Source organism: Corynebacterium tuberculostearicum, assembly GCF_022347235.1.
GTDB classification, from domain to species: domain Bacteria; phylum Actinomycetota; class Actinomycetes; order Mycobacteriales; family Mycobacteriaceae; genus Corynebacterium; species Corynebacterium tuberculostearicum_F.
The window spans coordinates 53,070-75,868 of the sequence record NZ_JAKRDX010000011.1; the positions used below are offsets into that span (position 1 = coordinate 53,070).

Annotated in this window: 21 protein-coding genes and 1 tRNA gene; 9 read left to right on the plus strand and 13 right to left on the minus strand. The window is 57.7% G+C overall.

Translation table 11 applies throughout. The features are described from left to right. Positions 1–36 precede the first annotated feature (36 nt). The 3 genes from ftsR to secA2 form a co-directional block, all read right to left on the minus strand. A complete protein-coding gene (ftsR, locus tag MHK09_RS07420) occupies positions 37–783 on the minus strand; it encodes a transcriptional regulator FtsR (protein WP_005324733.1) in 747 nt (248 codons plus the stop codon). Between the two features lie 98 nt (positions 784–881). Then, positions 882–1,316: an oxoglutarate dehydrogenase inhibitor Odhl gene (odhI, locus tag MHK09_RS07425; RefSeq protein WP_005324732.1), complete on the minus strand. Its 435-nt coding sequence runs from the start codon at positions 1,314–1,316 to the stop codon at positions 882–884. Positions 1,317–1,401: 85 nt separating this feature from the next. Continuing rightward, the gene (secA2, locus tag MHK09_RS07430) at positions 1,402–3,693 is read right to left on the minus strand and encodes an accessory Sec system translocase SecA2 (RefSeq protein WP_250413112.1); all 2,292 of its coding nucleotides are present in this window, start codon (positions 3,691–3,693) and stop codon (positions 1,402–1,404) included. Positions 3,694–3,780: 87 nt separating this feature from the next. Between secA2 and MHK09_RS07435 the strand changes: the two genes are divergently transcribed. From MHK09_RS07435 to MHK09_RS07445, 3 genes are all read left to right on the plus strand, one after another. After that, positions 3,781–4,938 carry an alpha/beta hydrolase family protein gene (locus MHK09_RS07435; RefSeq protein ID WP_250413113.1) on the plus strand — a complete coding sequence of 386 codons (1,158 nt, stop codon included), beginning with the start codon at positions 3,781–3,783 and terminating at the stop codon, positions 4,936–4,938. Beyond that, complete coding sequence (locus tag MHK09_RS07440; protein ID WP_250413114.1) at positions 4,938–5,327, plus strand: YchJ family protein; 390 nt, start codon at positions 4,938–4,940, stop codon at positions 5,325–5,327. The genes MHK09_RS07435 and MHK09_RS07440 overlap by 1 nt, the downstream gene beginning before the upstream one ends. A 71-nt stretch (positions 5,328–5,398) precedes the next feature. Next, a tRNA-Pro gene (locus MHK09_RS07445) sits at positions 5,399–5,472 on the plus strand. Between the two features lie 50 nt (positions 5,473–5,522). Here MHK09_RS07445 and MHK09_RS07450 read toward each other — a convergent pair. Further along, positions 5,523–6,095 carry a cadmium resistance transporter gene (locus tag MHK09_RS07450; protein ID WP_250413136.1) on the minus strand — a complete coding sequence of 191 codons (573 nt, stop codon included), beginning with the start codon at positions 6,093–6,095 and terminating at the stop codon, positions 5,523–5,525. A gap of 91 nt (positions 6,096–6,186) precedes the next feature. Between MHK09_RS07450 and MHK09_RS07455 the strand changes: the two genes are divergently transcribed. From MHK09_RS07455 to MHK09_RS07470, 4 genes are read left to right on the plus strand one after another with little or no spacing between them, the layout of a single operon-like run. Then, positions 6,187–7,110, plus strand: coding sequence for an ABC transporter ATP-binding protein (locus MHK09_RS07455; protein WP_250413115.1), 924 nt, complete (start codon positions 6,187–6,189; stop codon positions 7,108–7,110). Positions 7,111–7,149: 39 nt separating this feature from the next. Further along, positions 7,150–7,941, plus strand: a complete 792-nt coding sequence (locus MHK09_RS07460) for a hypothetical protein (protein WP_005324715.1) — start codon at positions 7,150–7,152, stop codon at positions 7,939–7,941. Continuing rightward, positions 7,941–9,086, plus strand: a complete 1,146-nt coding sequence (locus tag MHK09_RS07465; protein ID WP_250413116.1) for a sensor histidine kinase — start codon at positions 7,941–7,943, stop codon at positions 9,084–9,086. Before MHK09_RS07460 ends, MHK09_RS07465 begins: the two co-directional genes overlap by 1 nt. Beyond that, positions 9,079–9,687: a response regulator transcription factor gene (locus tag MHK09_RS07470; RefSeq protein ID WP_250409710.1), complete on the plus strand. Its 609-nt coding sequence runs from the start codon at positions 9,079–9,081 to the stop codon at positions 9,685–9,687. The genes MHK09_RS07465 and MHK09_RS07470 overlap by 8 nt, the downstream gene beginning before the upstream one ends. 44 nt (positions 9,688–9,731) lie before the next feature. Here the strand turns inward: MHK09_RS07470 and MHK09_RS07475 are convergent, their stop codons facing one another. Together MHK09_RS07475 and MHK09_RS07480 are read right to left on the minus strand one after the other, a co-directional pair. After that, positions 9,732–11,114, minus strand: a complete 1,383-nt coding sequence (locus MHK09_RS07475; RefSeq protein WP_250413117.1) for a hypothetical protein — start codon at positions 11,112–11,114, stop codon at positions 9,732–9,734. A gap of 204 nt (positions 11,115–11,318) precedes the next feature. Beyond that, the gene (locus tag MHK09_RS07480) at positions 11,319–11,492 is read right to left on the minus strand and encodes an antitoxin (protein WP_005324698.1); all 174 of its coding nucleotides are present in this window, start codon (positions 11,490–11,492) and stop codon (positions 11,319–11,321) included. A 336-nt stretch (positions 11,493–11,828) separates the two neighbouring features. On the opposite strand from MHK09_RS07480, the gene MHK09_RS07485 reads away from it, so the two are divergent. Further along, positions 11,829–13,088: a site-specific DNA-methyltransferase gene (locus tag MHK09_RS07485; protein WP_250413118.1), complete on the plus strand. Its 1,260-nt coding sequence runs from the start codon at positions 11,829–11,831 to the stop codon at positions 13,086–13,088. Here MHK09_RS07485 and MHK09_RS07490 read toward each other — a convergent pair. From MHK09_RS07490 to MHK09_RS07500, 3 genes are all read right to left on the minus strand, one after another. Further along, a complete protein-coding gene (locus MHK09_RS07490; RefSeq protein WP_285440142.1) occupies positions 13,085–13,852 on the minus strand; it encodes a CE1 family esterase in 768 nt (255 codons plus the stop codon). The two genes, MHK09_RS07485 and MHK09_RS07490, sit on opposite strands and share 4 nt — an antisense overlap. Positions 13,853–14,040: 188 nt before the next feature. Next, a complete protein-coding gene (locus MHK09_RS07495) occupies positions 14,041–15,783 on the minus strand; it encodes an ABC transporter ATP-binding protein (protein ID WP_250413137.1) in 1,743 nt (580 codons plus the stop codon). After that, on the minus strand, positions 15,783–17,213 hold the full coding sequence (locus tag MHK09_RS07500; RefSeq protein ID WP_250413120.1) for an ABC transporter transmembrane domain-containing protein: 1,431 nt from the start codon (positions 17,211–17,213) through the stop codon (positions 15,783–15,785). Before MHK09_RS07500 ends, MHK09_RS07495 begins: the two co-directional genes overlap by 1 nt. 37 nt (positions 17,214–17,250) lie before the next feature. Here MHK09_RS07500 and MHK09_RS07505 point away from each other — a divergent pair, with 37 nt between their 5' ends. After that, positions 17,251–18,057 (plus strand): class I SAM-dependent methyltransferase, encoded by an 807-nt coding sequence (locus MHK09_RS07505; protein WP_250413121.1) that lies wholly within the window; start codon positions 17,251–17,253, stop codon positions 18,055–18,057. Here MHK09_RS07505 and MHK09_RS07510 read toward each other — a convergent pair. The 4 genes from MHK09_RS07510 to MHK09_RS07525 form a co-directional block, all read right to left on the minus strand. Beyond that, the gene (locus MHK09_RS07510; RefSeq protein WP_150850987.1) at positions 18,054–19,439 is read right to left on the minus strand and encodes an anaerobic C4-dicarboxylate transporter; all 1,386 of its coding nucleotides are present in this window, start codon (positions 19,437–19,439) and stop codon (positions 18,054–18,056) included. The genes MHK09_RS07505 and MHK09_RS07510 overlap by 4 nt on opposite strands. A gap of 156 nt (positions 19,440–19,595) precedes the next feature. Beyond that, the gene (der, locus tag MHK09_RS07515) at positions 19,596–21,176 is read right to left on the minus strand and encodes a ribosome biogenesis GTPase Der (RefSeq protein WP_250413122.1); all 1,581 of its coding nucleotides are present in this window, start codon (positions 21,174–21,176) and stop codon (positions 19,596–19,598) included. Further along, the gene (cmk, locus tag MHK09_RS07520; protein ID WP_150850985.1) at positions 21,169–21,864 is read right to left on the minus strand and encodes a (d)CMP kinase; all 696 of its coding nucleotides are present in this window, start codon (positions 21,862–21,864) and stop codon (positions 21,169–21,171) included. The genes der and cmk overlap by 8 nt, the downstream gene beginning before the upstream one ends. Beyond that, entirely contained in the window at positions 21,864–22,775 is a 912-nt protein-coding gene (locus MHK09_RS07525) for a pseudouridine synthase (protein WP_005324678.1), read from the minus strand. The genes cmk and MHK09_RS07525 overlap by 1 nt, the downstream gene beginning before the upstream one ends. Positions 22,776–22,799: the final 24 nt, after the last annotated feature.

Consider the following 22,799-nt stretch of genomic DNA (forward strand, 5'->3'; position numbering starts at 1 on the left):
CTACCACTCTCCCACAAAGACGGGAGCGTGTGTGTATTAGGAGTGGTATTCGTCGCGCAGATCCGATTTCACCAGAGTTGCGTGCAAGGACACCACGAGCGCGGTCATTTGCTGGGAGATTTCCTCCGCCTTCTGATGCGCGGTATCAGAGTTGGAGTGCGCCACGGGAGCTGCCGCCTGGGAGATCAGGTCTGCCTGCCGGCGGGCGTTATTGCGCAGGGACTTAAGTTCACGGGAGCCGAAACCAAATGCCTTAAGCGCCACTGCGGCAGAGACAATGGCTACGTCGTCGGTATTGAAAAAGCCGGCGGCATCCGGGCGGATGAGGCCATATTTAACCAAGGAGGCTACATCATCTTCGCTGGCACTAGCTTGGGTAGCTACCTCTACATCGGTCAGACGGGTGACCACAGGCGCCTTAAACTGCTGCGGCGAGAGCAGGGTTTCCGCATTTCCTGCGGAAACGATGGCGGTCACCTGGCCGGAATCCATGGCTTCTAGCTGCTCACGGATAACCTTCAGCGGCGTATAGTTATCGCGCTGAGTGGTGAGAATATACCGCAGCCGGTCCACGTCCTCTTGGGTGAACCGACGGTAGCCCGAGGCCGTGCGCTGTGGACTGATGAGCCCCTCAGATTCAAGGAAGCGAATCTTAGACACCGTGACGTCTGGGAATTGCTGATTCAACGTCTCCAAAACCACGCCAATGGACATGGTCTTTGGCTTCTTAGCTTTAGGGCTGGTGCGGCGTACTGCTGCTGCCGAAGAATCTGCTGCGCTCACTGTGTCTATCTCTTAGGGGTACTGAAAGTTCTTATCGTGCCATAAGCAGACTACACCGCCCCTCCTAGTAAGGAAGTGCGGCTAGTCTACGAAAATAATTAGCTCTGGTTCGCGATGAAAACCAGGCGGAACTTGCCAATCTGGATTTCGTCTCCCACCTCGAGCACCTGGGAGTTACGGGGCTCGCGGTTAACGTAGGTTCCGTTCAGGGATCCCACATCAACTACCTCAAACTTGCCGTCATCATTCTTGCGAAACTCCGCGTGGCGGCGGGACACCGTAACGTCATCGAGGAAGATGTCTGCCTCGGGGTGGCGGCCGGCGGTTGTAGTCGCCTGATCCAGCAAGAAGCGGGCACCCGCATTCGGGCCACGCTTTACCACGAGGAGGGCCTGACCTTCCGCCAGGTTGTCGGTGCCGGCAGCGGTGGCATCATTGCCATTCGCGCCGTTTTCCATCTCCTTGAGCAGGTCTGCGCGGAATACAGATGTGGTCTCTACCTGTGGTTCCGGGGTTCCGGTGTTCTCGCTCATTGTTACCTCCGGGGATTAGTTACGAGTTACTTATAACAATACTAGCGACTCATGTGAGTCCGTGACCGCTTCGCGGGGAATAATTTCACCGGAAAATGTTTCCGATGCCGCTCAGCACGGAATTTCCCTTGCCCGCAAGGGGGTTATCGGAGACCATGTAGGTCCATGTAGCACTCGGACGAGCGAGGCCGGCGTCATCGAGGTGTGCCCCGGCGGCGTCGATAAGCACTGTGCGGAAAGTCTCCACAGACTTGTCGACGGCCCGCTGGGCCAAGTCCTTAAACTCCCTCACCGCAATGCGGTGGTACTCGTCGATCGGCGTCTCACGTGCGATGGCGCGCAGGTGGATGGACTCGCGCACATCGTCCATAAGCTCCAGGTGGTCGGCCCAGGCCAAGTCCAAGTGATAGAGCATGATTTCGCGCGCGGCCTTGATGCGGGCTTCCTCAGGAACTTCTGTTAGCTCTGCTGCGCGCTCCGGGGCACGCTCGGATAGTTCCTGCCAGGCTTGATCAGTATCCAACAGCTTGGCTCGGCGCTCATCAATAATAATGCGCTGATCCGCCAGAAGCTGGTTATACTTCCAGGTCTGGGCATGAATTTCGAGTAGTTGGCCCTCGGTCACGCGCTGGCAGTGGGCCACGAAATCGCTCACTCGCTTGGATTCAATGCGCCCGTCTTCTGCTGGTTGGGCACGCACTGTCTCGCCGTCGCCGCCTTGCTGGACTACATCGTCTTCAAGGGAGACGAAGAATAGGGACAGGCCCGGATCGCCCTGCCGGCCTGCACGGCCGCGCAATTGGTTATCCAAGCGGGCGGTGCGGTGGCGGGAGGTACCGATAACCGCCAAGCCACCCAGCTCCGCTACTGCATCATGGTCAGCTTCGTTAGCGCCGCCCAACTTAATATCGGTGCCGCGTCCGGCCATCTGGGTAGAGACGGTGACGCGTCCAATATCGCCGGCCTCGGCGACGATCTGTGCCTCCTGCTCATCATTTTTGGCGTTGAGCACATTGACGTCAATGCCGCGCTCGCGCAAGGCATCCGCCAGATCTTCCGACTCGGCGACATCCTGCGTGCCCACGAGGATGGGCTGACCCGTAGCGTGAATGGTGGCTATTTCCTCCACGATGGCGGCGGATTTATCATCGACTGTCGCGAAAATGCGGTCTTGCTCGTCAAAGCGCTGCAGCGGCTTATTGCGGTCGATCACGGATACATGAAGACCATAGAACTGCCGCAGCTGATCGGTCGCCTCCACCGCGGTACCAGTCATGCCGCACACGAGTGGGTAACGCCGCATAAGTTCTTGCAGCGTGATGGTGTCGAGGATGCGCCCGCCTTCGGAAACCTCTAGGCCTTCCTTGGCTTCTACTGCCGCCTGGAGCCCGTCGGGCCAGCGTTGGAGGTCGGCAACGCGGCCCCGGGAGGCGTCGATAAGCTGCAGCTTGCCATCGACCACGATGTAGTGGATGTCCCGGATGAGCAGGGCCTTGGCATGCAGGGCGAGGTTGACCTTCACCAAGATGGTGCCGATATTCTCCTCCGAATAGAGTGAATCAATGCCCAATTCTTGCTCCACGCGGCGTGCACCAGTCTCGGTCAGCTGAACGGTGCGGCCGTCCTCAGAGATGGAGTAGTCCAGCTTCTCGCGCAGGCGGGAAACCACATTGGTGATGTGCCCGGTGGGGGCCTCACCCGGCCGATTACCGGCCAGCACTAGGGGCACAAGGGCCTCATCCACCAAGACGGAATCGGCTTCATCTACGAGGGCAACGTCGCCAGCGGCCTGCACCGTGTGGGAGCGGTCGGTAATTTGATTATCGCGCAACAAATCAAAGCCCAGTTCGTTGACCGGTGCGTAGATAATATCCTGCGCGTAGGCAGCGCGGCGCTCGTCCGGTGTCATGCCCTCTGTTACCGAGGCAACGTTTAAGCCAAAGAACTCCACGACAGGGCGCATCCATTCGGCGTCGCGGGCGGCGAGATAGTTATTGACGGTGACAACGTGGACGCGTTTGCCAGTCAACGCGAAACCTGTAGCCGCCATGGCGCCCACCAAAGTCTTGCCTTCGCCGGTTGCCATTTGGATGACGTCTCCGGTGAGCAGGCGCAGGACTGCCTGGGATTGCACGTTGAAGGGATTCAAGCCCAAGGTGCGCTCACACGCTACTGCTAAGGCCGCGAGGAACTGCGCCTTATCGGCGATCTCGCCGCCTTTTACGGCATCGCGTGCGGCTTGGGCTACAGCTGCGTCGTCCTGCTGGCCCAATGCCCGTGCCGCTTCATCGGCTGAACCCACGATGGCCTTGGATTTCTTATCGTTACGTTCGCTTTGCGAGCCCATTGCCTTCCAGAACCAATCAAACGCGCCCATACCTCATCCTCCTTATTTGGATTGCTCCTATCGACTGTAGTCAACCTGGTATGGCTTGCGGGTAAGAGGCCCGTTATTCTAGTTCTCATGCAATCTGTCAATGTAAAGCTGCCTTCGAGCCGGGGTACCGAGATGGCCGGAACCATCGACTTCCCGGATTCTCCCCCGATCGCCTATGCCATCTTTGCCCATTGCTTCGCCGGCTCCCGCCACACTCCCGGCGCCGCCCGCACTGCGAAACAGCTCACTGAGTTCGGCATCGCCACTTTGCGTTTCGATTTTCCCGGCCTTGGCCAGTCCGCCGGTGAATTTGGCGATACTACCTTTAGCCAAAACGTTGATGATATCCATGCCGCTGCCGCCTGGCTGACGGAGAACTACTCTGCCCCACAATTGCTCATGGGCCACTCGCTGGGTGGCGCCGCTGCGTTGAAGGCGGCCACTACCATGAAATCTCTTAAGGCTGTAGCCACCATTGGCGCCCCCTTTGATCCTGCCCACTCCGTGCTTCACTATGCGGACAAGATCGGCGAGGTCGACGCCAACGGCGAGGTGGAAGTCATCCTCGGCGGCCGCGGCCTTATCATTTCCCGCAAGTTCCTCGAGGACTTGGCGGATACTAACCCCGAGGAATACCTGCCCAAGCTCCGCAAGCCATTGATGGTATTGCACTCGCCCATTGACCAGACGGTGGGTATTGACAATGCGCAAAATATCTTCCTGCTCACGCGCTACCCCAAGTCCTTGGTTTCTTTGGACAAGACCGATCATCTGCTCACGAAGCAGGGCACGGCAGCCCGCGCTGCGGATCTCATCGGTGCGTGGGCCGAGCAGTTCATCGTTCCTGACTACCGGCCAGAAGAAGTAGGAACCGACGCCGCCGTTGCGCAGCCGGCCACCGGCACCAGATTCGGCGTGGTCGTCCGCCACAATGACCACAGCCTCAGTGCCGACCGCACGAAGAAGAATGGCGGCAAGGGTAAGGGCTTTACCGCCGAGGGCCTTATTATGTCCGCGCTGGCCACGGCCGCTACCCAAGCAGTCAAGGATGCCGGCAAGAGGCTTGCGCTTGACGACGTCCACGTGAGCATCACCCAAACCGGCCCCGCCAGCTTTGAGCGCCGCATAGAGCTTGCCGGAAAACTGTCAGCGGAAGAAGAGGCTGCCCTGCGCTCTGCCGCGAAGGACACCGATGTGGAGCGCATGCTCGGCAACGTCACCATCGTGGACGTGGACGCGCTCTAATGGCGGCTTTTGATTCCTCGCGCCGCTGCCCCTGCGGCACCGGCCTGACCTACGGCGAGTGCTGCGGTAAGTACCATGCCGGCACCAATGCCCCCACCGCGGAGGCGCTCATGCGCTCGCGCTTTAGTGCCTTTGTTACTGGCGACGAAGCCTATCTCCTCCGTACGTGGGATCCCGATACTCGCCCTGCAATACTCGACTTAGCTGATTCTCCCGTCCGGTTTTATCGCCTCGATATCCTGGACACCCAAGCAGGCGGATTGCTCGATGATTCCGGCGTAGTGGAGTTTGAGGCCTTTTACAAAGGCGCGGCCGTTGGCTCACAACGCGAGCGTTCTTCGTTTCGCCGTGTCGGCGGCGCTTGGGTCTACTCCAGCGGCGAGATTTAGCGCAGGTTACACCCCAAATTTCACAGTAGAATCCTACTGATGTAATCTAGACAAGTCGCACAGTTCGACGGCGGGCTATGGCGCAGTTTGGTAGCGCACTACACTGGGGGTGTAGGGGTCGCAGGTTCAAATCCTGTTAGCCCGACAAAAAGTTCAGCCGGCACCTTCACGGTGCCGGCTTTTTCTATTCTGCGTTTAGACCGCAAGCAAGATCGCGATTCCCAGCAGAATGAGCACCGCTGGAAACAGTACGCTTTCCCACTTTTCCAGTGCTTCTGCAATGCCCGGCCGCGTGGCCACAAACCGTGCTGCCCATACTAGGGGCGCCACGAGGATTAAGAAGACCACGCAATAGATCGCTACCTCAGCCGGCGTAGAGGTGGTAAACACTGGTACATAGACGCCGATATTGTCGCCACCATTGGCAAAAGTCACCCCGGCTACCGCAAGTGCGCTCAGCCTTTTGCCCGAAACGTCCTCATCGTCGTCTTCACCCCGGAATGCTTGCCACGCTGCCCAGAGGCCCAGAAGCAATGGGATGAGCCCGAAGTAGCGAATCAATTCCTCAGGTAAAACGGCATTAAATCCCAATCCGACAATGGCAGAGGCCGCTAGTATGCCGAGAAACCCCAAATACTGCCCGGCCAGAATCGCGGGCGCCGTGCCCTTGCGGCCAGCACCACGGGCGAAGAAGAGGGACAACACCACAATGTCATCGATATTGGTGGCCACGAATAGTCCAGCAGCGGCTGCGAGAGTAGTAAGGATTCCCCTACCCTATCGCGTCATGACACTTGTCATGAAAATGTGATGACAGAGCCTATTCATTATTTTTTCTGGCTACGGATACTTTTCAGGTATGAGAACTACAGATCCATCTACTGCACAACCGCTGGCTATAGACGTATCCGGGGTCAGTAAAGTCTTTGCCACGAGATCCTCTCACCCCGTCCATGCGCTCAGCGATATTTCCTTCAGCATCGCCCAAGGCGAGATCGTAGGCCTATTAGGCACCAATGGAGCAGGCAAAACCACCCTATTCGATCTCATCCTCGGGCTCACCACACCCACCTCCGGCAACATTTCCGTGCTCGGACACACACCGCACGCTGCGATCCGCGCGGCACAGATTGGCGCCGTGCTGCAAACCGGTGGCCTGCTACCTGAGCTCACAGTCTTGGACACCCTCAAGATGATTTCCTCTACCTTTCCCCATCCCCTTCCCATCGGAGAAGTTGCCAAACAAGCAGACCTAGACCGGATCCTGCACCGCCCAGTAGGAAAATGCTCTGGTGGCGAGCAACAACGTGTGCGATTCGCCCTCGCTCTTGTGGGCAATCCCCAAATCTTATTGCTCGATGAGCCAACTGTTGGAATGGATGCTCATACACGCCGTGAATTCTGGTCCACCATGCACAGACAAGCAGACCAGGGACGCACCATTGTCTTCGCTACGCACTTCCTCGAAGAGGCAGATAATTTTGCAGAAAGAATAATTCTCCTGCATGAAGGAAAGCTGCGCGCAGATGCTAAGGCCACAGAACTGCGCGAACAGTCGGGCAAGCGCATAGTCGAGGCGAAATTCGACGGCACACCTTTAAATGCGAAAGAGCTACCCACCGTCACCGAGGTTTCCTTGTCTAACGGCTACGTCCGGATGACCACCCGTGACTCCGATGTACTTGCGAATTATCTTCTCAATCACACCTCGGCCCATGACCTGACTATTCGCACACATTCCTTAGAGGACGCATTTCTTGCTTTGACGTCATCCCAGTCCTAACCCGTCTCTCCGTTGGCTACTTCGTGAAAGGAATATTCAATGACTGCACAGTCAGCAACAACCAGTGCGCGCACTTTCGGGTTTGCCATCCATAACTTGTTGCGCCTTCGCCGTAACCTTACCCCGCTGTTTTTCAGCACGTTCTTGCCGGTATTTTTCTACCTGCTCTTTGGCACCATGATGGATTTTGGTAATGCCTCCTTTAAAGGCGGAAACTTCGCCGCCTTAGAGATGATCAGCATGGCCCTTTACGGCGGCGTCGCTGGTTCCGTCTCCGCCGCTGGCTCCGCCGTGACAGATACCAAGACTGGGTGGGCGCGCCAATTAGCACTTACTCCCCTGCATCCACGGCAGATTCTGTGGGCAAACCTGATATCCATCGGCTTTCAGGCACTGCTCCCCATCACCGCGGTGTTTATCACCGGTGCCATGACACAAGCTGCAATGCAACCACACCAATGGGTTTTAGCCATTATCGCCTGCGTCCTAGTTTCCATTCCCTTTGGCTTTTATGGCTTGGTGTGGGCCATGGCTTTGCCCACCGACAATTCTGTCGCAATCGCCTCGACCTCCGTTGTCCTCTTCCTCTTTGCCGCCAATGTATTCACTCCCCTTACCGAGCCGCTGATGGAATTCGGCCGCTTCACTCCCCTCTTTGGCCCGGTTGTGCTCGCCCAGTGGCCCCTTGCAGAAGGCATGCAGTTTCTTAACGGGGAGGAAGGCACCGTGTCGCACCCCATGTGGGCCGCATGGTTAAACTTCGCGGTATGGACGACCATCTTTCTCACCGCTTGCCTGGTGCTGCGCTCCCGCGACAAGGCGCGCCGTTAATGGGCCCCTTTCACGAGCCGTGGCGCGGTTTTAGCCTCAATAGCGCGCTTTTCGCCAGCGTATGGTTGGTCTTCCTCATTCCCGGGTTGGTGATGACCTTTGCCGCGCCGGGCACGACGCTCGCTGGACGAATTGGGGCTTCTGCGTGCGTTCTAGCGTTTAGTGCTGTCTACTTCTTTTCTTTTGGCGCTGTGGGCTACTACCCACGCGGATGGTGGTTAGGACAGCGGATCGGGCTTTATTGGGTGTCACTCGCGGCCATCGCAGCGACATCAATTGGTTTCTTCGGGATTATAGCCGTCACGTTTGTGCCTTACCTGGCGGCGCTGCTCGGCTTTAACCTTCCGCTACGCCGAGCATTAGCGCTCACCCTGCTAATGGGGACCGTGCTCGCCACCACCTCGTGGTTCTTCGCTCCTGAAAGCACCGGCTGGGCCCTGATAGTCCTCTTCGCCTGGCCGATACTACTAGTGCTACTAGGTACATTTTCCCAGCGCGAAGATAGCCGCGCTGAATTGGAACACGAATTGGACTTGGCACGCCAACGCGAGGATATCGCTACCGATGTTCACGATCTCTTGGGCCACTCTTTAACCGTTATCAACCTCAAGTCAGAGCTTGCCCGCCGTCTAATAGATTCGAATCCACAACGGGCACAGCAGGAGCTCCAGGAGGTGAGCGCGCTTTCTCGGAGGGGCTTGGCGGAAGTCCGCTCCACAGTAACCCGGATGCGCATGCCCACTTTCGAAGGAGAAATCCACGCGACTCAACGGGCACTCGACACTGCCGGCATTGTGTCGTACTTGCCCTCTGCGGCAAAAGGCGCTGGGCTTTACGACGCCGAATTTTCCTGGGCCCTACGCGAGCTAACCACAAACGTGGTGCGCCACTCAGGCGCAGCGCACTGTTGGGTCCAGGTGACAGACCACCAACTCCAAGTGGTGGACGATGGCTGCGGGTTTGACGCTGACGAAAGCCTTTCTAGTGCCCACGGTGGGATTGACGGTTTGCGTAAACGCATAACAGATGCTGGCGGGCACCTGCTCTTTGCGCGCCGCAATGGCTGTACTCTGGCCTTGGTTACTATGAATGGCGACACGGACTTTCTTCCTCTTACTACCGCCGGAGGCTCAGGCAATGACTGATCCCATCCGAGTTCTCATTGCTGAGGACCAATCATTAGTGCGTGGGGCGCTAGTTGCCCTCTTGGAGACAGAGCCAGATATCAGCGTTGTAGCTGAGTGCGCAACGGGCGGGCAGGTTGCGGGGCTCGTCGCCAAGCATGGCGTCGACGTTGCGCTACTCGATATTGAAATGCCCGGTAAGAACGGTCTTGATGCGGCCGCTGAACTAGAGGGCACGGGTTGCCGCGGCCTGATTGTCACGACCTTTGGTCGCAGTGGCTACGTCAAACGTGCGCTGGAAACGGGCGTAGCTGGCTTCGTAGTCAAAGACACCCCACCCGAACAACTTGCCGAAGCCATTAGGCGAGTGCACGCCGGTCTAAAGGTCATCGACCCTGCACTGGCCCAAGAGACTATTTTCACGCCCGACAATCCACTAACCGCACGCGAAAAGGAGGTCACACGTCATGTCTTGGAGGGTAGCGACACCCGCCAGATTGCCGGGCACCTTCATCTGAGCACTGGGACAGTGCGCAATATTGTCTCTTCGCTCATCGCCAAGACAGGAACTGGGAACCGCTTTGAGGCAGCAACTATGGCACGTGCCCGGGGATGGATATAGAAAAAAGGGGAGCCCGCTGCGGGTCCCCTTTATTACTTGATTTCCTATTCTGGCTTCTTTAGCTCAAGGACATTGACCATGCCCTGAAGGACTACGTCCATCACCTTGGAAGCTAGGTTGAAGTAGAAATCAGCTGAGTGATAGCGCAAGGCTCCTACGGTACTCAACTGCGAGAGGCCGTGGATGGAGGCCCACAGCGCCGCAATCTGGGTGAAGAGAATCCATGGCGATCGAGGTCCATTCGACTCAGAAATGGCATCGCGCACCAGATTCATGATGAAGGTAAAGGCCTTACCCATATCAAATGGCTGCTCACTATCGCCGGACTCATCGAAAGAGACGGGCACGATCGAGCGGCTCGAAACCTCAATGAGGGCGACAAAGCCGACGGGGTCTTCTAGCGCATACTCCAAATACCCGAAGCCGGTTGCCTTAATATAAGCCAGTCCGTGGGACCCTTCCGGCACGGCCTGGTTCTGGCGCATGATTGCTAACGTATTGGCTTCATCCAAAGATTCTTCCAAAGATTGCAGCAGGTGAGAATTACCATCGAAAAGATGCTCCGCATCTGCCAAATCCACGCCTGCTCGTGCAGCAGCAGAACCGAGATGCAAGCTAGGCAATCCATTTTGGACTATCTCTTCGGCCGCACCGCGGAAAATGGCTGCACGCTTTTCCTCAGCCGTAGACTTTGGCATGTCCTTTGCTGCTGTAGTAAAGGGTTTCGCTGGCTCTCCAACGAGTGCTAGCGGTTCAAAGGGCGCAATCTCCCCGTCGCGCAAGCTAACTTCCAGCCCAGAGAATAAAGTCTCAATGCAAGCATTGAAAGTCTGCTTCTTCGCCGTGGGCGAAAGATGACGCATAATGCCGAACGTGGCCAAGTGCGTAATACCCTGCAGCTCAGATAGGAAAGTAAGTGCTTGGATCACTACCAAGCGGTGATCAAAATCGCCGCGTGCTGAAATGGCGGCTTCCCGCATGCGTTCAAGCATCCAGCGGAAGGTGGACGGGAAAGCATCAAAGCTTTTCGCCTCTTCGATGCCGTCCTCAAAGTTGGGAAAGCTCGTTGCCGTCTCACAGTTGTTATAGGCGGCGAAGTAAGTGGGGTTATCAACAGCCAAGTTGAAGTAAACCTTGGCAGACTCGCGAAGTTTCTGAATCGCGGTCGCATCATCCGGCAATTTATCGAGTGCCTCATAGGCCGCTACTCGAAGACGCTCATCCAAGAACCGGCTGGTCTGAATATAAAGGTCGTGGTCATCTTCAAAGAAAGACTTGGCTTCATCGACTGGAACAGCGATCTGCTCCGCCACAGCACAAACCTTTAAAGCGTCGCGCCCGCCCTTAGCTTGGATACGGGCACTCTGCTCCAGCAAGCGCTGCTTAGTGGAGCCCGCATGGGAAACGGTGCCTTCAAGATTGTTCACAAATATAATCCTAGCGATTTCATGCAAATTTGCTTGGGATTCGTTCACTTTATAAGTCGAGCCACCCACAAAAAGGTGGGAGCGCCCATGTAGACCTTTGCCAGCTTTGTGCGGCTGGTCTTCATATAGCTTTGGCCCCCTACCCTTGCGGGCTGGGGGCCAAAATGGAAAGTAGGCATTCGCCCTTTAAGCGGGCGAGTCTATTTACTCGTTGCCAAGCTTGCCGTCAGCTGCGTCACGAGCCTTGTCGATTTGGTCAGCCTTGTCCTCGCCCAGCTTGCCCTTAGCTGCGTCCGCAGCCTTGTCCAGGCCCTTGTCGGTGAGCTCTTCGCCCTTGTCGGAGTTCAGTGCGTCCTTTGCCTTATCGAAGATACCCATGTGGTTATCCTTTCTTCTCGTTCTAGGTTTATCTAAAAGCTGCCGTGTCCGGCAACACACCCCAACGTACCGATACTTGAGTCAACATGCCACCGAAAAGCCTTTTAGGCCACTAGACCAAATAAGTTTTACTGCCGGGTAGCAAGGTTGCACTAAGGGGTATCCAGACTCCCCCGCAGCCTATCGAGCACCCAATAAGGCCTGCTGCTTTATCCCTACCCCAGCGAAGTATAAGCAAAATCGGGGTGCATATTTTAACTTCAGGCCAATTTTCCTCAGTCTTGCAAATGATAGCGTTAGACGGTAACGACGATTTACCAACGAAGGCTTCGCACCATGGCTTCAACTACCCCAGCGCCGCCGTCCACCCCGGAACCGGGCACGGAATTCTTTGGCTTAGTATGGCCAGGTAAAGAGGCTGCCCGAGCAGCTGCCAGATCGCCGCTGAGCCGACGTTTCACGCGTGATTCCGCGCTCAGCACAGCCTGCGACACGGACAACGCGATTATTGCGGCAGATAATCTTCCGGTTCTGCAAAGGCTCACCTCCCGCGGAGAACTCTTTGACGTTATCTATATCGACCCGCCTTATAACACGGGCAAAGACTTTGTCTACCGCGATAACTACCGATTGCGCCGCCAGATGCGTTCCGGAAGCTATGCAGAATGGCACTCGCAATGGCTGTCGATGATGCTTCCCCGACTCATCTTGGCCCGAGACGTACTTTCCGCACAAGGTTTCATTTTTGTCTCCATCGGAGAAGACGAAGTGGCCAATACGCGCAAGGTACTCGATGAAGTTTTTGGAGAGGAGTGCTTTGCCGGCCAATTGATTTGGAAAAAGGCCGGCACCGGCAAGAACGATTCTAAGTACGCGGTGGTAGAACACGAATATATTCTGTGTTACGCCCGTACTCCCGACAATCCGGGGTTCAATGTCGATCTCCACGGTCACACTTCTACCAAATACAACCATGAGGATGACAAAGGGAAGTACTCCTTGGTGCGTTTAGACTCTAAGACCCTTGGGTACCTTCCCTCCCTCGACTTCCCTATCTCTGGGCCCGACGGCAAGGAATATTGGCCGGACCAGCCGGTGGGAAAAGAAAAGGTCGCCCGTTGGCGCTGGGGACGGGATAAGGTTGAACAGCGCTTCGATGAGCTCGTCTTCCGGCGAGGTTTTGTCTATACCAAGAACTATCAGAAGGTGGGAGCGCGCCCACGCTCCATCTTGGACGGCGAGCGCTTTGGGGTGACCCGCACTGGCAGGCGCGATGCTGAAGACGTCATGGGGATAGAGGGCGTTTTCGAGTTTCCCAAACCGGTGCGCTTGATTAAGCACCTCATTTCCATTGCGGGTGGAAAGAATGCGCGCGTCCTTGACTTTTTTGCGGGCTCCGGCACCACTGCCCAGGCGGTAGTGGAACTCAATAACGACGATGGGGGCACTCGGTCTTTTCACCTTGTGCAAATTCCAGAGCCAACCTCCCCGCGTAGCGCTGCTCATCGCGCGGGCTTTTCTACCGTGGCAGACATTTGCATTGAAAGGGTGCGCAAGGTTCCAGGCGCTAACTTTCAGGTCTATCGCCAGGACTAAGTCTGTGCGGTACCGGACGGGCGACCGGGAATGCCGAAGAAGTCTAGGACGCGGTCGGTGGCAAAGAATTTGCCTACCTCATTGTGCGCGTCTGCTGTACCACCAGGCCATACGTGTGAGCCTCCGGCGATACGGATGTGTTCAAGCGGTGCGGTACAGCCGCTCCACTTCATATCGAGTGCATTGTTGACCAGGCGGGTCATATCGACATTGGTAGAGCAACCATTGCGTTTACGGTCTTGTTCCAGCACGGATTCCACAGAATAGTACTTGGTCTTATGGCGCGTTCCACCGTAGTAGCCCACCACGGGATCCACGGTGCCGTGCATATCCAATCGGCCCACGGGTGAATGAGCACAGTCTTTGAGAATATCTTTGTAGTAGGCGGCGGAAACTGTAGCCACGGATTTAAAGACATCGGGCATCTGACAAGCCAGGTAGGCGGCAAACCCGCCACCGTTCGACATCCCGGTAGCAAAAATCCGGGAGTCATCTACCCGATACGTTGCTCGAACGGCATCAATGATGTCGCGAACAAATTTCTTGTCCTCTGCCGTTGACGTCTTGGCATAGGGAGCAGGGCTCCAAGCCTTCTTTTTACCTTCTGCGAAAACAGTGATGGCATCAGCGGCATCGAGGCGGGAATAGCCGCGGAGATTCTCAGCAGATTGTCCCCAGCCTGGAAAGGCCAGGACCATGGGCCACTTTTTCTCCCCAGTGTAGTCTTTGGGCACGCTGAGGATAAAGGAACGGCCCGAGGGCAGATTAACTGTTGTATAGCTTCCCGGCTCTGGTCCGCTCAAAGGTGCGGAGGTTGGAATACCTAGGTTTTTCGTCTCAGTTGGGACTGCTTGAGGCGCGGAGTCCGGCGAATCGGCCGAACATGATGCGCCGGCAACCGCAAGGAAACTCACTGCTACTGCGCCTAACACGACCCGTAGCGACCTCGCGTTCATCTTTGTCGTCCCTTCTGCCATGCGGTCCATAGTTGCTTGTAGCGGCCACCATAATCTAACAGTTCGTGGTGACTGCCTTGCTCCACCACCCGCCCGTTATCCATCACGGCGATGCTATCGGCTCGTGCGGCTTGGTCTAGTCGGTGTGCCACTATCAGTGCGGTTCGCCTACGGGTGACCTCTGTCGCGGCTTCTTCCAGAGCTTCTGCCCCCACCGATCCGGCTTCTGCGGTGGCCTCATCCATGATGACGATCTTGGGATCTAAAAGCAATATTCGCGCCAGCGCAAGCTGCTGCGCTGCTACTGGGTCTAGGTGAATCCCCTGTGCGCCAATGACCGTATCTAGGCCCTCTTCTAGCTGCAGATACCACTGTGCGCCGACGCGCTGTAGTGCAGTTTCCATTTGTGCGTCTGAGGCTTGCGGGGCGGCCAAGGACAAATCTTCGCGCAGGGTTCCTGAGAATACGTGGACCTCTTGGGAAATCATCGCTAAGCGCGCCACCCGTTCGGAATCAGAAAGGGCCGATACCTCTACTCCATCGACCACGACTGTTCCGGCAGCAGGAACCCGCAGCCCGGCTAGAAGAGCAGCGACCGTGGTCTTTCCCGCACCAGAGGCTCCCACTAAAGCTACGGTGTGTCCAGCGGGAAGCTTAAGGTTTACGTCTTGCACAGCCCAGCCGCCGTCATCGTAGCTGAAGCTCACTTCTTTTAATTCGGCAACTCCACCTGGGGTCGGGGCGCCGAAGTCTGGCACCGCCCGTGGCGGATCCATGACCACCCCAACTATCCGTGACAGGGAGGCATAGCCGGATTGAACGGTATCGATGACTCGCATCAATCCCATGAGCGGACCGCGCAAGCGAATAAGAAGGAGCATGGCCGCGGTGACTGCGCCAACGGTGAGGGCCCCAGACTGCACCACCCAAAAGCTAACGACCAGACCGCAGACCAGCATGACTAGCTCAATGACCGTCATCCATAGCTGCAGGACCATCATTGTCCTTCGCGCAGCGTAGCCCTTGTCCACCACCTGTGCGGAGGCACGTTCAATACCGGCATGCATCTGGTCTTCCATGCCAAAGGCGCGCACAGTCTCTCGCCCGCGAATTGCCTCCAGAAGCCTGCGTGCCCGTTCCGCCATGGCAGCGCGTTCGTCGGTATAGCGCTGTGGAGCGCGCTGCAGGTACTGGCGCGCAGCAATGAAATATAACGGCGTAACTGCGCCTACTACCAGTAAGTATTGCCAATTGAGGCTGACTAGTGCCACCCCGGTGGTTGCGATGGCGAAGACGGATTTCGCCAGCACAGGAACGGTCTCGGTTACGGCTGCCGATAGTTCTGCTACGTCGTCGGTCGAGCGAGAGACCAAATCCCCAGTGCCGGCTTCCTCCACACGGTGGGTAGGCAGGCGGAGAGCGGTAGAGACCATATCTTCCCGCAAAGCGGAGATCACGCGCTCGCTCAGGCGCGAAAGGACATAGAACCCCGCAGCGGAAAACAGTGCGGAGACCACAGCCACCAGCACCAGCGAGATACCGATGGGTGCGATGGCGCCGTGATCAATGACAGCGTCAACGATCTTTCCCAACAGGATGGGGATAGCTACATTGCTGCCGGCGCCTGCGGTAAGCAAGGCTAAGGCCGCTGCGGCTTGGGGGCGGGCACCGGGGACGTCGGAAAGCTGGCGGCCCACTTCCTTACGCACTTGGGGCCAGGAGGCCGTAGGAAAACGCATCATAGCTGCGCCCCCACTGCTGCCCACGCCGGCGAGGTGGTGAAGACAAGCGTGGGCTTAGGCCCGCGGTGATGCGCCACTCGCTGCGCAATTTCCTGCTCGGTCACCGAGTCTACGGCGGTTGTGGCATCGGCTAAAACTAGGATCTCCGCGTCCGCCGCAATGGCTCGTGCAAGCGCCACGCGCTGTTGCTGTCCACCCGAAAGGTTTCGGCCGCCTTCTCCCACCTCGCGGTCCAACCCGCCCGGAATATCTTCCCCTGCAGCTACGAAGAGGGCTCGTTGTGCACTCGCGCTATCCGGATGAATATTGTCCCGCACGGTCCCCTCAAAAAGCATGGTTTCGTGTGGAACAACTAGGAATCGCTCGCGCGGCAAGAAGACAAGCTCCTCTGGGACAGGCTCGGGCACCACGTTGATCCCAGGGGCGAGAGCCGGAACCTCCGGTTCACTCTTCTCCACCCCGGGTGCGGCGAGGACGGCGGTTATGCGTTCGGCGCTTGCCTGCGCAGCCGCCCACCGCGACGCGATATTTCGGCCCAACATCGTCATTGGGGTGATAATGAATTGCGTGAGGCCGATAACCGTAATGAGTTCACCTACGCTCATCATGGAGTGCATGGCCATCACGCCTGCGCCAATGCCCACCGCAATGACATACACCGAGCCCAAAATCTCCGTAGCCACATTAAGGCGCGCTTGGGCAGCATTGGCCTCTACTGTTCGTTCGAAGGCATCTCCAGACACCGTGGAATATCGGTTACTGACAGTGGCTACTGCACCCAGGCCCTTGAGGATCCGCAGGCCCTGAACCGCATCGGTCGCCATGGAGCTGGCTTTGGCCAACGCCGCTTGGCGGATTCCGGAGCGCGTGCGCAAAGGCTTTGCCGCGCGCACTGAGCCCCACACCATTAACGGACCGCCACACAAAATGGCGATGCCTAAAGGCAGGTTAATACGACTAGCCATGATCGCCACATACACAATGGCAGCGATCTCAGCGACGGGAAAGACCGTCATCATGACGGCATTCTGCACGCGCCGTGCGTCCGTGGAGGCGATGGCCAGTAGCTCGCCGGCGGTGCGAGGCCTGCCCGCAAGGCCCCGCGGATCCTGAATCCTATCCGTGATGGCCATGCGGACATCGTGCCCAATTACTAGCATGGCTCGCGCGTTGAGGCCGCGTCCGAACCATGCGGCTATGGTATTCAGACCAAAAGCTGCCCCCAATACCACCAGCCACATGCCTAGTCGGTCAACGGATCCTTTCGACACAGCTTCATCAATGGCATGTCCCACGATCACTGGAGTCGATCCGTTAAGCAGAAAAGAGACAGCCATGCAGAGCGCGGCCGGCACAGTGAGTGCCGGACGAGAAAAGACGGTCTTTAGCAGCCACCTGGGATCTGATGGTGCAGGAAGTGTCCTCATAGGCTGCCATTCTAATTCGCGGTAGGTTAGATGGGCTATGTCGACTCGCCACCCCGATCCCAGCCACTTCCCTAGCTACCGCAAGGCCTCCACTAGACAAGGCCCCGGCTTCCGCGATGCCGCGCAACGCACCGCTTCCGCCCAGGCCTTCCGCCGCGGCGCGAGCATCTATCACGATGTGCGACCCGGCTATCCGGACGAGGTTTCTGCCCTTATTGCCGGCGCCCATACCGTGGCCGATATTGGCGCCGGTACTGGAAAACTCACCGAGTCCCTACCCAATGCTCGGGTTTTTGCGCTCGAGCCTTCCGCCGATATGGCTGGGATTCTCGCAGCCCACCTCCGCCTGCCGGTCCTTCGTGCTACGGCCGAAAACACCGCGCTTGGCGACGCCTCCTTAGACGCCGCCTGCCTCGCCCAAACCTGGCACTGGGTCGACGTGCCAACCGCCTGTGCAGAGCTTGACCGCGTCCTCGCGCCGGGAGGGAAGATTCTCTTGGTGTGGAATACGCTCGACGTCAACGCGGGCCCCTGGATCCTGCGGCTTTCTCGCATCATGCACTCCGGCGATGTACATAAGCCAGGCTTTTACCCGGACTATACGGCGCCGTGGTCTTTGGACCGAGAGCTGCGCTTGACCTGGGAGAACGAACTTACCCCGGAGCAGCTTCACCAATTGATGCATACCCGCTCCTATTGGCTGCGCAATGGCGAAGCCATCCATGAGCGTATGACCCACAACCTGGATTGGTACCTCTACGAGCACATGGGGTTTAAGCCGGGGCAAAAACTACGCATCCCGTACCGCACGGATGCCTTCGTGCTGGTACGGGATTCGGATTAGAGCAGGACCTGCGCCAGTAGCGAGCCCACCACGCAGGAGGTGAACACCGAGATGGCGCCAGGGACAAGGAACGAGTGGTTGATGACGAACTTGCCAATGTGAGTGGTGCCCGTGCGGTCGAAGCCGATGCAGGCCAGGTCCGAAGGGTAGGTTGGCAAGATGAAGTAGCCATACGCTGCGCCGTAGAAACCAACGATAATGGCGGGGTCAATTCCCAGCTGCAGGCCAATCGGAGCGATGGCAACCAGGGCGGCGGCCTGGGAGTTAACCAGCTTGGACACGATGACCAGCACCACGGCGTAGGCCCACGGGGCGGCCTCGACCACGGACCCGAGGTTGGACTCTAGGGCATCGATATGGGCTTCGAAGAAGGTATCTGCCATCCATGCCACACCAAAGACCGAGAATACTGCGGTCATACCGGCCTTAAAGACTGGCGTGGACGCGATCTTCTTCGGGTCAGCCTTGCAGCTGAGCAGGATGATTGCGCCGGCAACAAGCATGACCATCTGGATAACCAGGTTCATCGACAGCGGGCTCAACTCGCCATCATCGCCTGGGACGAGCGGGCGCAGGAATTCGAACGCACCGAGCGCCACCACGCTGGCGATAGCCACAAGGAAGATAACCACCGCACGCTTTGCTTCTGGCGAAAATTCTTCATCCATCAGCGATCCGGTGGACTGGTGAATGCTTTCTGCAAACTCCGGATCCTTCATGCGCTCCTGGAATGCCGGATCCTCGTCCAAGTCCTTACCGCGGCGCAGCGACCACAGCGAGGCAAGAATGACACCGGCAAGCGAGGCGGGCATAGCCACCATGAGGATCTGCGGAATGGAATAGGCGTGATCGATAGCACCGGCGTTTTCCGCGATGATGGACGCTAGGGATACGGTGGCCACGGACACTGGCGAGGCCGTAATACCCATCTGAGCCGACGTCGATGCCACGGCCATGGGGCGCTCTGGGCGGATGCCCTTCTTCAGGGCAATATCCTCGATGATAGGAAACATCGTGTACACGACGTGACCCGTACCGCACAGCACCGTCAGGAACCAAGTGGTCAGCGGCGCGAGGATGGTAATGCGCTCTGGGTGGGCACGGAGAAACTTCTCAGCAAATTGCATCATCACTTCCAGGCCGCGCGCCTGTTGCAAGGTGGCGGCGCAGCCGATGACCGCAATGATGGTCAGCATCACGGATACCGGCGGCTCACCCGGGGCGAGGCCGAAGACAAAGACCATGAGCATCAAACCGATGCCGGAAATAAGTCCTAATCCGATGCCACCATAACGAGTGCCCAGAAGCAGGGCACTGAGGATGATGATGACCTGAAGCACGATGGCCAGAATTGAATCTGGCGCAATTACGCTGGCTAGCATGCTGAGCCTTCCATCACGAGAGAATTTTTGACTGGTTATATCCTATCCAGACCCACATGAACGGACATAAACGGAAAGGCGAGCGAATTCTCACACCGTGTCCGGTGCAACAATCGCTCGCCTGAGTGCTATAATCCCAGCGTAACGGGCATACTGCTAGCGCTTCTTGCCGCGCTTTTCCCTCACTCGCACTGCGATGCGGATAGGCGTTCCATGGAAACCAAACCGCTCGCGGAACTTGCGCTCAAGGTAGCGGCGGTACGCCGCGTCCAAGAAGCCCGTCGTAAACAAGACGATGGTCGGCGGCTGAGTCGAGGCCTGCGTGGCGAACAATACGCGCGGCAGGCGGTTATTTTTCATCGGCGGCGGATTAGCCGCGATAGCCTCACGCAACCAGTTATTCAGCTGGCCCGTGGACACACGCTGATCCCAACTTTCCAGTGCCTCAATCATGGCCGGCTCCAGCTTCTGCAGCGCGCGGCCCGTTTCCGCAGAGATATTCACGCGCGTGACCCACGGCAAGTGGCTCAGCTGCTGATCGATCTCGCGGTCCAGGTAGTAGCGGCGATCCTCATCCATGAGGTCCCACTTATTAAACGCGATCACCAGGGCCTTACCCGCCTCGAGCACCATATTGAGCACGCGCTGGTCTTGCTCGGAGATCTCCTCAGAGGCGTCGATAAGCATGATGCAGACCTCGGCCGCATCGATAACGCCGCGGGTACGCAAGGACGCATAGTATTCATGCCCCTGCGCATTCTTCACCTTCTTGCGCAGGCCAGCGGTATCAATGAACTTCCACAGCTGATCATCCAGTTGCACCAGAGAGTCCACCGGATCCACGGTCGTTCCCGCGACGTTGTCGACCACGGAGCGCTCCTCGCTGGTGAGCTTATTCAGCAGCGAGGACTTGCCTACATTAGGCTTGCCCACCAATGCGACGCGGCGAGGACCAGAGGTAATCGCGGTCTGCCGAGGTTCTTCAGGGAAGACCCGCAAAATCTCATCGAGCACGTCCGCACCGCCGCGGCCATGCTGGGCGGATACGGGCCACGGATCGCCCAAGCCCAAGGCATAAAACTCCGCCATATCCGCGTACTGATTATCGGAATCGAACTTATTCGATACCAAAATCACTGGCACAGGCGATTTCTGCAGACGGCGAGCCATGACCTCATCCGTCTCCGTGATGCCCACCTTGGTGTCCACTACCATAACGATGACATCGGCGGTTTCCATGGCTACTTCTGCCTGGCGGGCAATCGCCGCATGGATACCCTTCACGTTGGGATCCCAGCCGCCGGTGTCCTGCACCAAAAAGCGCTGGCCATTCCAGTCCGCAACGTAGGAAATTCGGTCACGAGTAACGCCTGGGTGGTCCTCTACCACCGCTTCGCGGCGGCCAAGGAAACGGTTGACCAAGGAGGACTTGCCCACATTTGGGCGACCGACTACGGCCACCGTGCACAAAGCTTCTTCGGTGTGATCATCGGACTCCACACCGAAAGCACGGGAGAGTTCTTCCCACTCCTCTTCACTCAGAGGCTCTTCTGCATTCGAATCGTCGCCATACTCAGCCTCACCAAATTCCGAGTCATCGAAGTCATAGTCGAATTCCTCGGTATTGAAATCATCGGCGGCCCAACCAGGAGAGGCTTCTACCACCTCATCATCGAACTTACCGGCCGGGTAATGGAACTGAGTCTCCGACTCTTCCTGGGGATCGTGATTAGTCATTGACAGACTCCTTTACCACGTTGATCAGAGCTTCCAGCACATCTTCTGGGCTCATATTGGAGGTATCGACTAGGGTTGCGTCTTCCGCTGGGCGCAGTGGTGAGGCCTTGCGGGAAGAATCCGCAGCGTCCCGGCGCTGGACATCTGCGAGTACCGTCTCGTAATCCGAAGCGATGCCCGCCTTTTCATTCTGGGCTTGGCGGCGCTGAGCGCGGACCTCGGCAGAGGCAGTCATGAATGCCTTAGCGGGGGCGTCGGCAAGCACAACCGTGCCAATATCGCGCCCTTCTACAATCGCGCGGTGAGCCTCGCGGGCGAGCTTGCGCTGCAGCGCAACCAGATTTTCGCGCACCTCCGGAATGGCAGATACGGCAGACACGTTGCGGGTTACTTCGTCTTCGCGAATAACGCGCGAGACGTCCTCGCCGCCGAGGAGAACTTCGGTGGAGTCCGGGTCATCGGATACCCCCAAGGGCAGATTGGCCGTAGCCGCAATAACCGCGGCGGTGTCAGCAGGGTCGACGCCTTCACGCAGCACCGCAAGCGTTGCCACTCGGTACATAGCACCAGTGTCGACGTACTTTGCATCTAGCTGCTTGGCCAGCGCACGGCACGTGGTCGACTTTCCAGTTCCAGATGGGCCATCCACTGCTAGGATGAGACCCTCATTCGGCATATTAGAAATCATTACATCTCCACCGCCTTGTACAGGCTAGTCAGCTCGCTGGAATTGAGGGCACGCAGGCCGCCAGGCTTCATATCGCCCAGCTGGACTGTATGCAGCTTGGTGCGCACCAGGCGCTGCACTGGGAAGCCGGCCTCCTTCAACATGCGGCGCACGATATGCTTGCGGCCTTCATGCAGCTCGAGACGCACCAAGGAATAACCCTGGTTGGTATCAACTACCTGTGCAAAGTCGGCCTTTGCCAGTCCGTCTTCCAGCTCGATGCCTTCCTTGAGCTGTCGCACGAGCTTCCTATCGGCCTCGCCCAATACGGTGGCGAGGTAGGTCTTGGTCACCTCGTACTTAGGGTGCATCAAGCGGTTGGCCAACTCGCCATCATTGGTGAGGATGAGCAGGCCTTCCGTATCGGCGTCGAGACGGCCGACGTGGAAGAGTCGCTGGCCAGCTGCGACCTTTTCTGACACCACGTCACCCACGCACGGGCGCCCCAGGTCATCGGACATGGTGGACTGCATGCCACGCGGCTTATTGAGCACGAAATATTCGTGCTCCTCATTAACGTTGACGCGCACACCGTCTACTCGGATGACATCGACGGAGGGGTTTACCTTGACGCCTTGCTTGGCGATGATCTTGCCGTTGACCTCAACTCGGCCGGCATCGATGAGGATTTCTGCGTGGCGACGGGAAGCGACGCCCGCCTTGGCGAGCACCTTTTGGAGGCGTTCTCCCTTGGGCTTGTCTTCATCGACCAGCCAATCGGCGCCCAATTCGCGGGCTACGGATTCTGCGGTAGCCTTCTGCTTTTTCTTTGACACATGCTGGTGACGGGCCGGCTTGGCATTGGAGACAATGATGTCACTGTCTCGCTGCTTCTTATCCGGTGTGCCGTCACGGCGAGCGGGAGGAGTCACGTACGTGTCCTTTTCTCTCGAAGA

What these genes read in the sequence shown, in the direction of transcription:
- der (WP_250413122.1), bottom strand. Translation starts at nt 21,176, where the DNA reads ATGACTAATCACGATCCCCAGGAAGAGTCGGAGACTCAGTTCCATTAC.
- cmk (WP_150850985.1), bottom strand. Translation starts at nt 21,864, where the DNA reads ATGATTTCTAATATGCCGAATGAGGGTCTCATCCTAGCAGTGGATGGC.
- MHK09_RS07495 (WP_250413137.1), bottom strand. Translation starts at nt 15,783, where the DNA reads ATGCGTTTTCCTACGGCCTCCTGGCCCCAAGTGCGTAAGGAAGTGGGC.
- secA2 (WP_250413112.1), bottom strand. Translation starts at nt 3,693, where the DNA reads ATGGGCGCGTTTGATTGGTTCTGGAAGGCAATGGGCTCGCAAAGCGAA.
- MHK09_RS07510 (WP_150850987.1), bottom strand. Translation starts at nt 19,439, where the DNA reads ATGCTAGCCAGCGTAATTGCGCCAGATTCAATTCTGGCCATCGTGCTT.
- MHK09_RS07480 (WP_005324698.1), bottom strand. Translation starts at nt 11,492, where the DNA reads ATGGGTATCTTCGATAAGGCAAAGGACGCACTGAACTCCGACAAGGGC.
- MHK09_RS07460 (WP_005324715.1), top strand. Translation starts at nt 7,150, where the DNA reads ATGACTGCACAGTCAGCAACAACCAGTGCGCGCACTTTCGGGTTTGCC.
- MHK09_RS07505 (WP_250413121.1), top strand. Translation starts at nt 17,251, where the DNA reads ATGTCGACTCGCCACCCCGATCCCAGCCACTTCCCTAGCTACCGCAAG.
- MHK09_RS07470 (WP_250409710.1), top strand. Translation starts at nt 9,079, where the DNA reads ATGACTGATCCCATCCGAGTTCTCATTGCTGAGGACCAATCATTAGTG.
- MHK09_RS07485 (WP_250413118.1), top strand. Translation starts at nt 11,829, where the DNA reads ATGGCTTCAACTACCCCAGCGCCGCCGTCCACCCCGGAACCGGGCACG.
- MHK09_RS07500 (WP_250413120.1), bottom strand. Translation starts at nt 17,213, where the DNA reads ATGAGGACACTTCCTGCACCATCAGATCCCAGGTGGCTGCTAAAGACC.
- MHK09_RS07440 (WP_250413114.1), top strand. Translation starts at nt 4,938, where the DNA reads ATGGCGGCTTTTGATTCCTCGCGCCGCTGCCCCTGCGGCACCGGCCTG.
- MHK09_RS07455 (WP_250413115.1), top strand. Translation starts at nt 6,187, where the DNA reads ATGAGAACTACAGATCCATCTACTGCACAACCGCTGGCTATAGACGTA.
- odhI (WP_005324732.1), bottom strand. Translation starts at nt 1,316, where the DNA reads ATGAGCGAGAACACCGGAACCCCGGAACCACAGGTAGAGACCACATCT.
- MHK09_RS07465 (WP_250413116.1), top strand. Translation starts at nt 7,941, where the DNA reads ATGGGCCCCTTTCACGAGCCGTGGCGCGGTTTTAGCCTCAATAGCGCG.
- MHK09_RS07435 (WP_250413113.1), top strand. Translation starts at nt 3,781, where the DNA reads ATGCAATCTGTCAATGTAAAGCTGCCTTCGAGCCGGGGTACCGAGATG.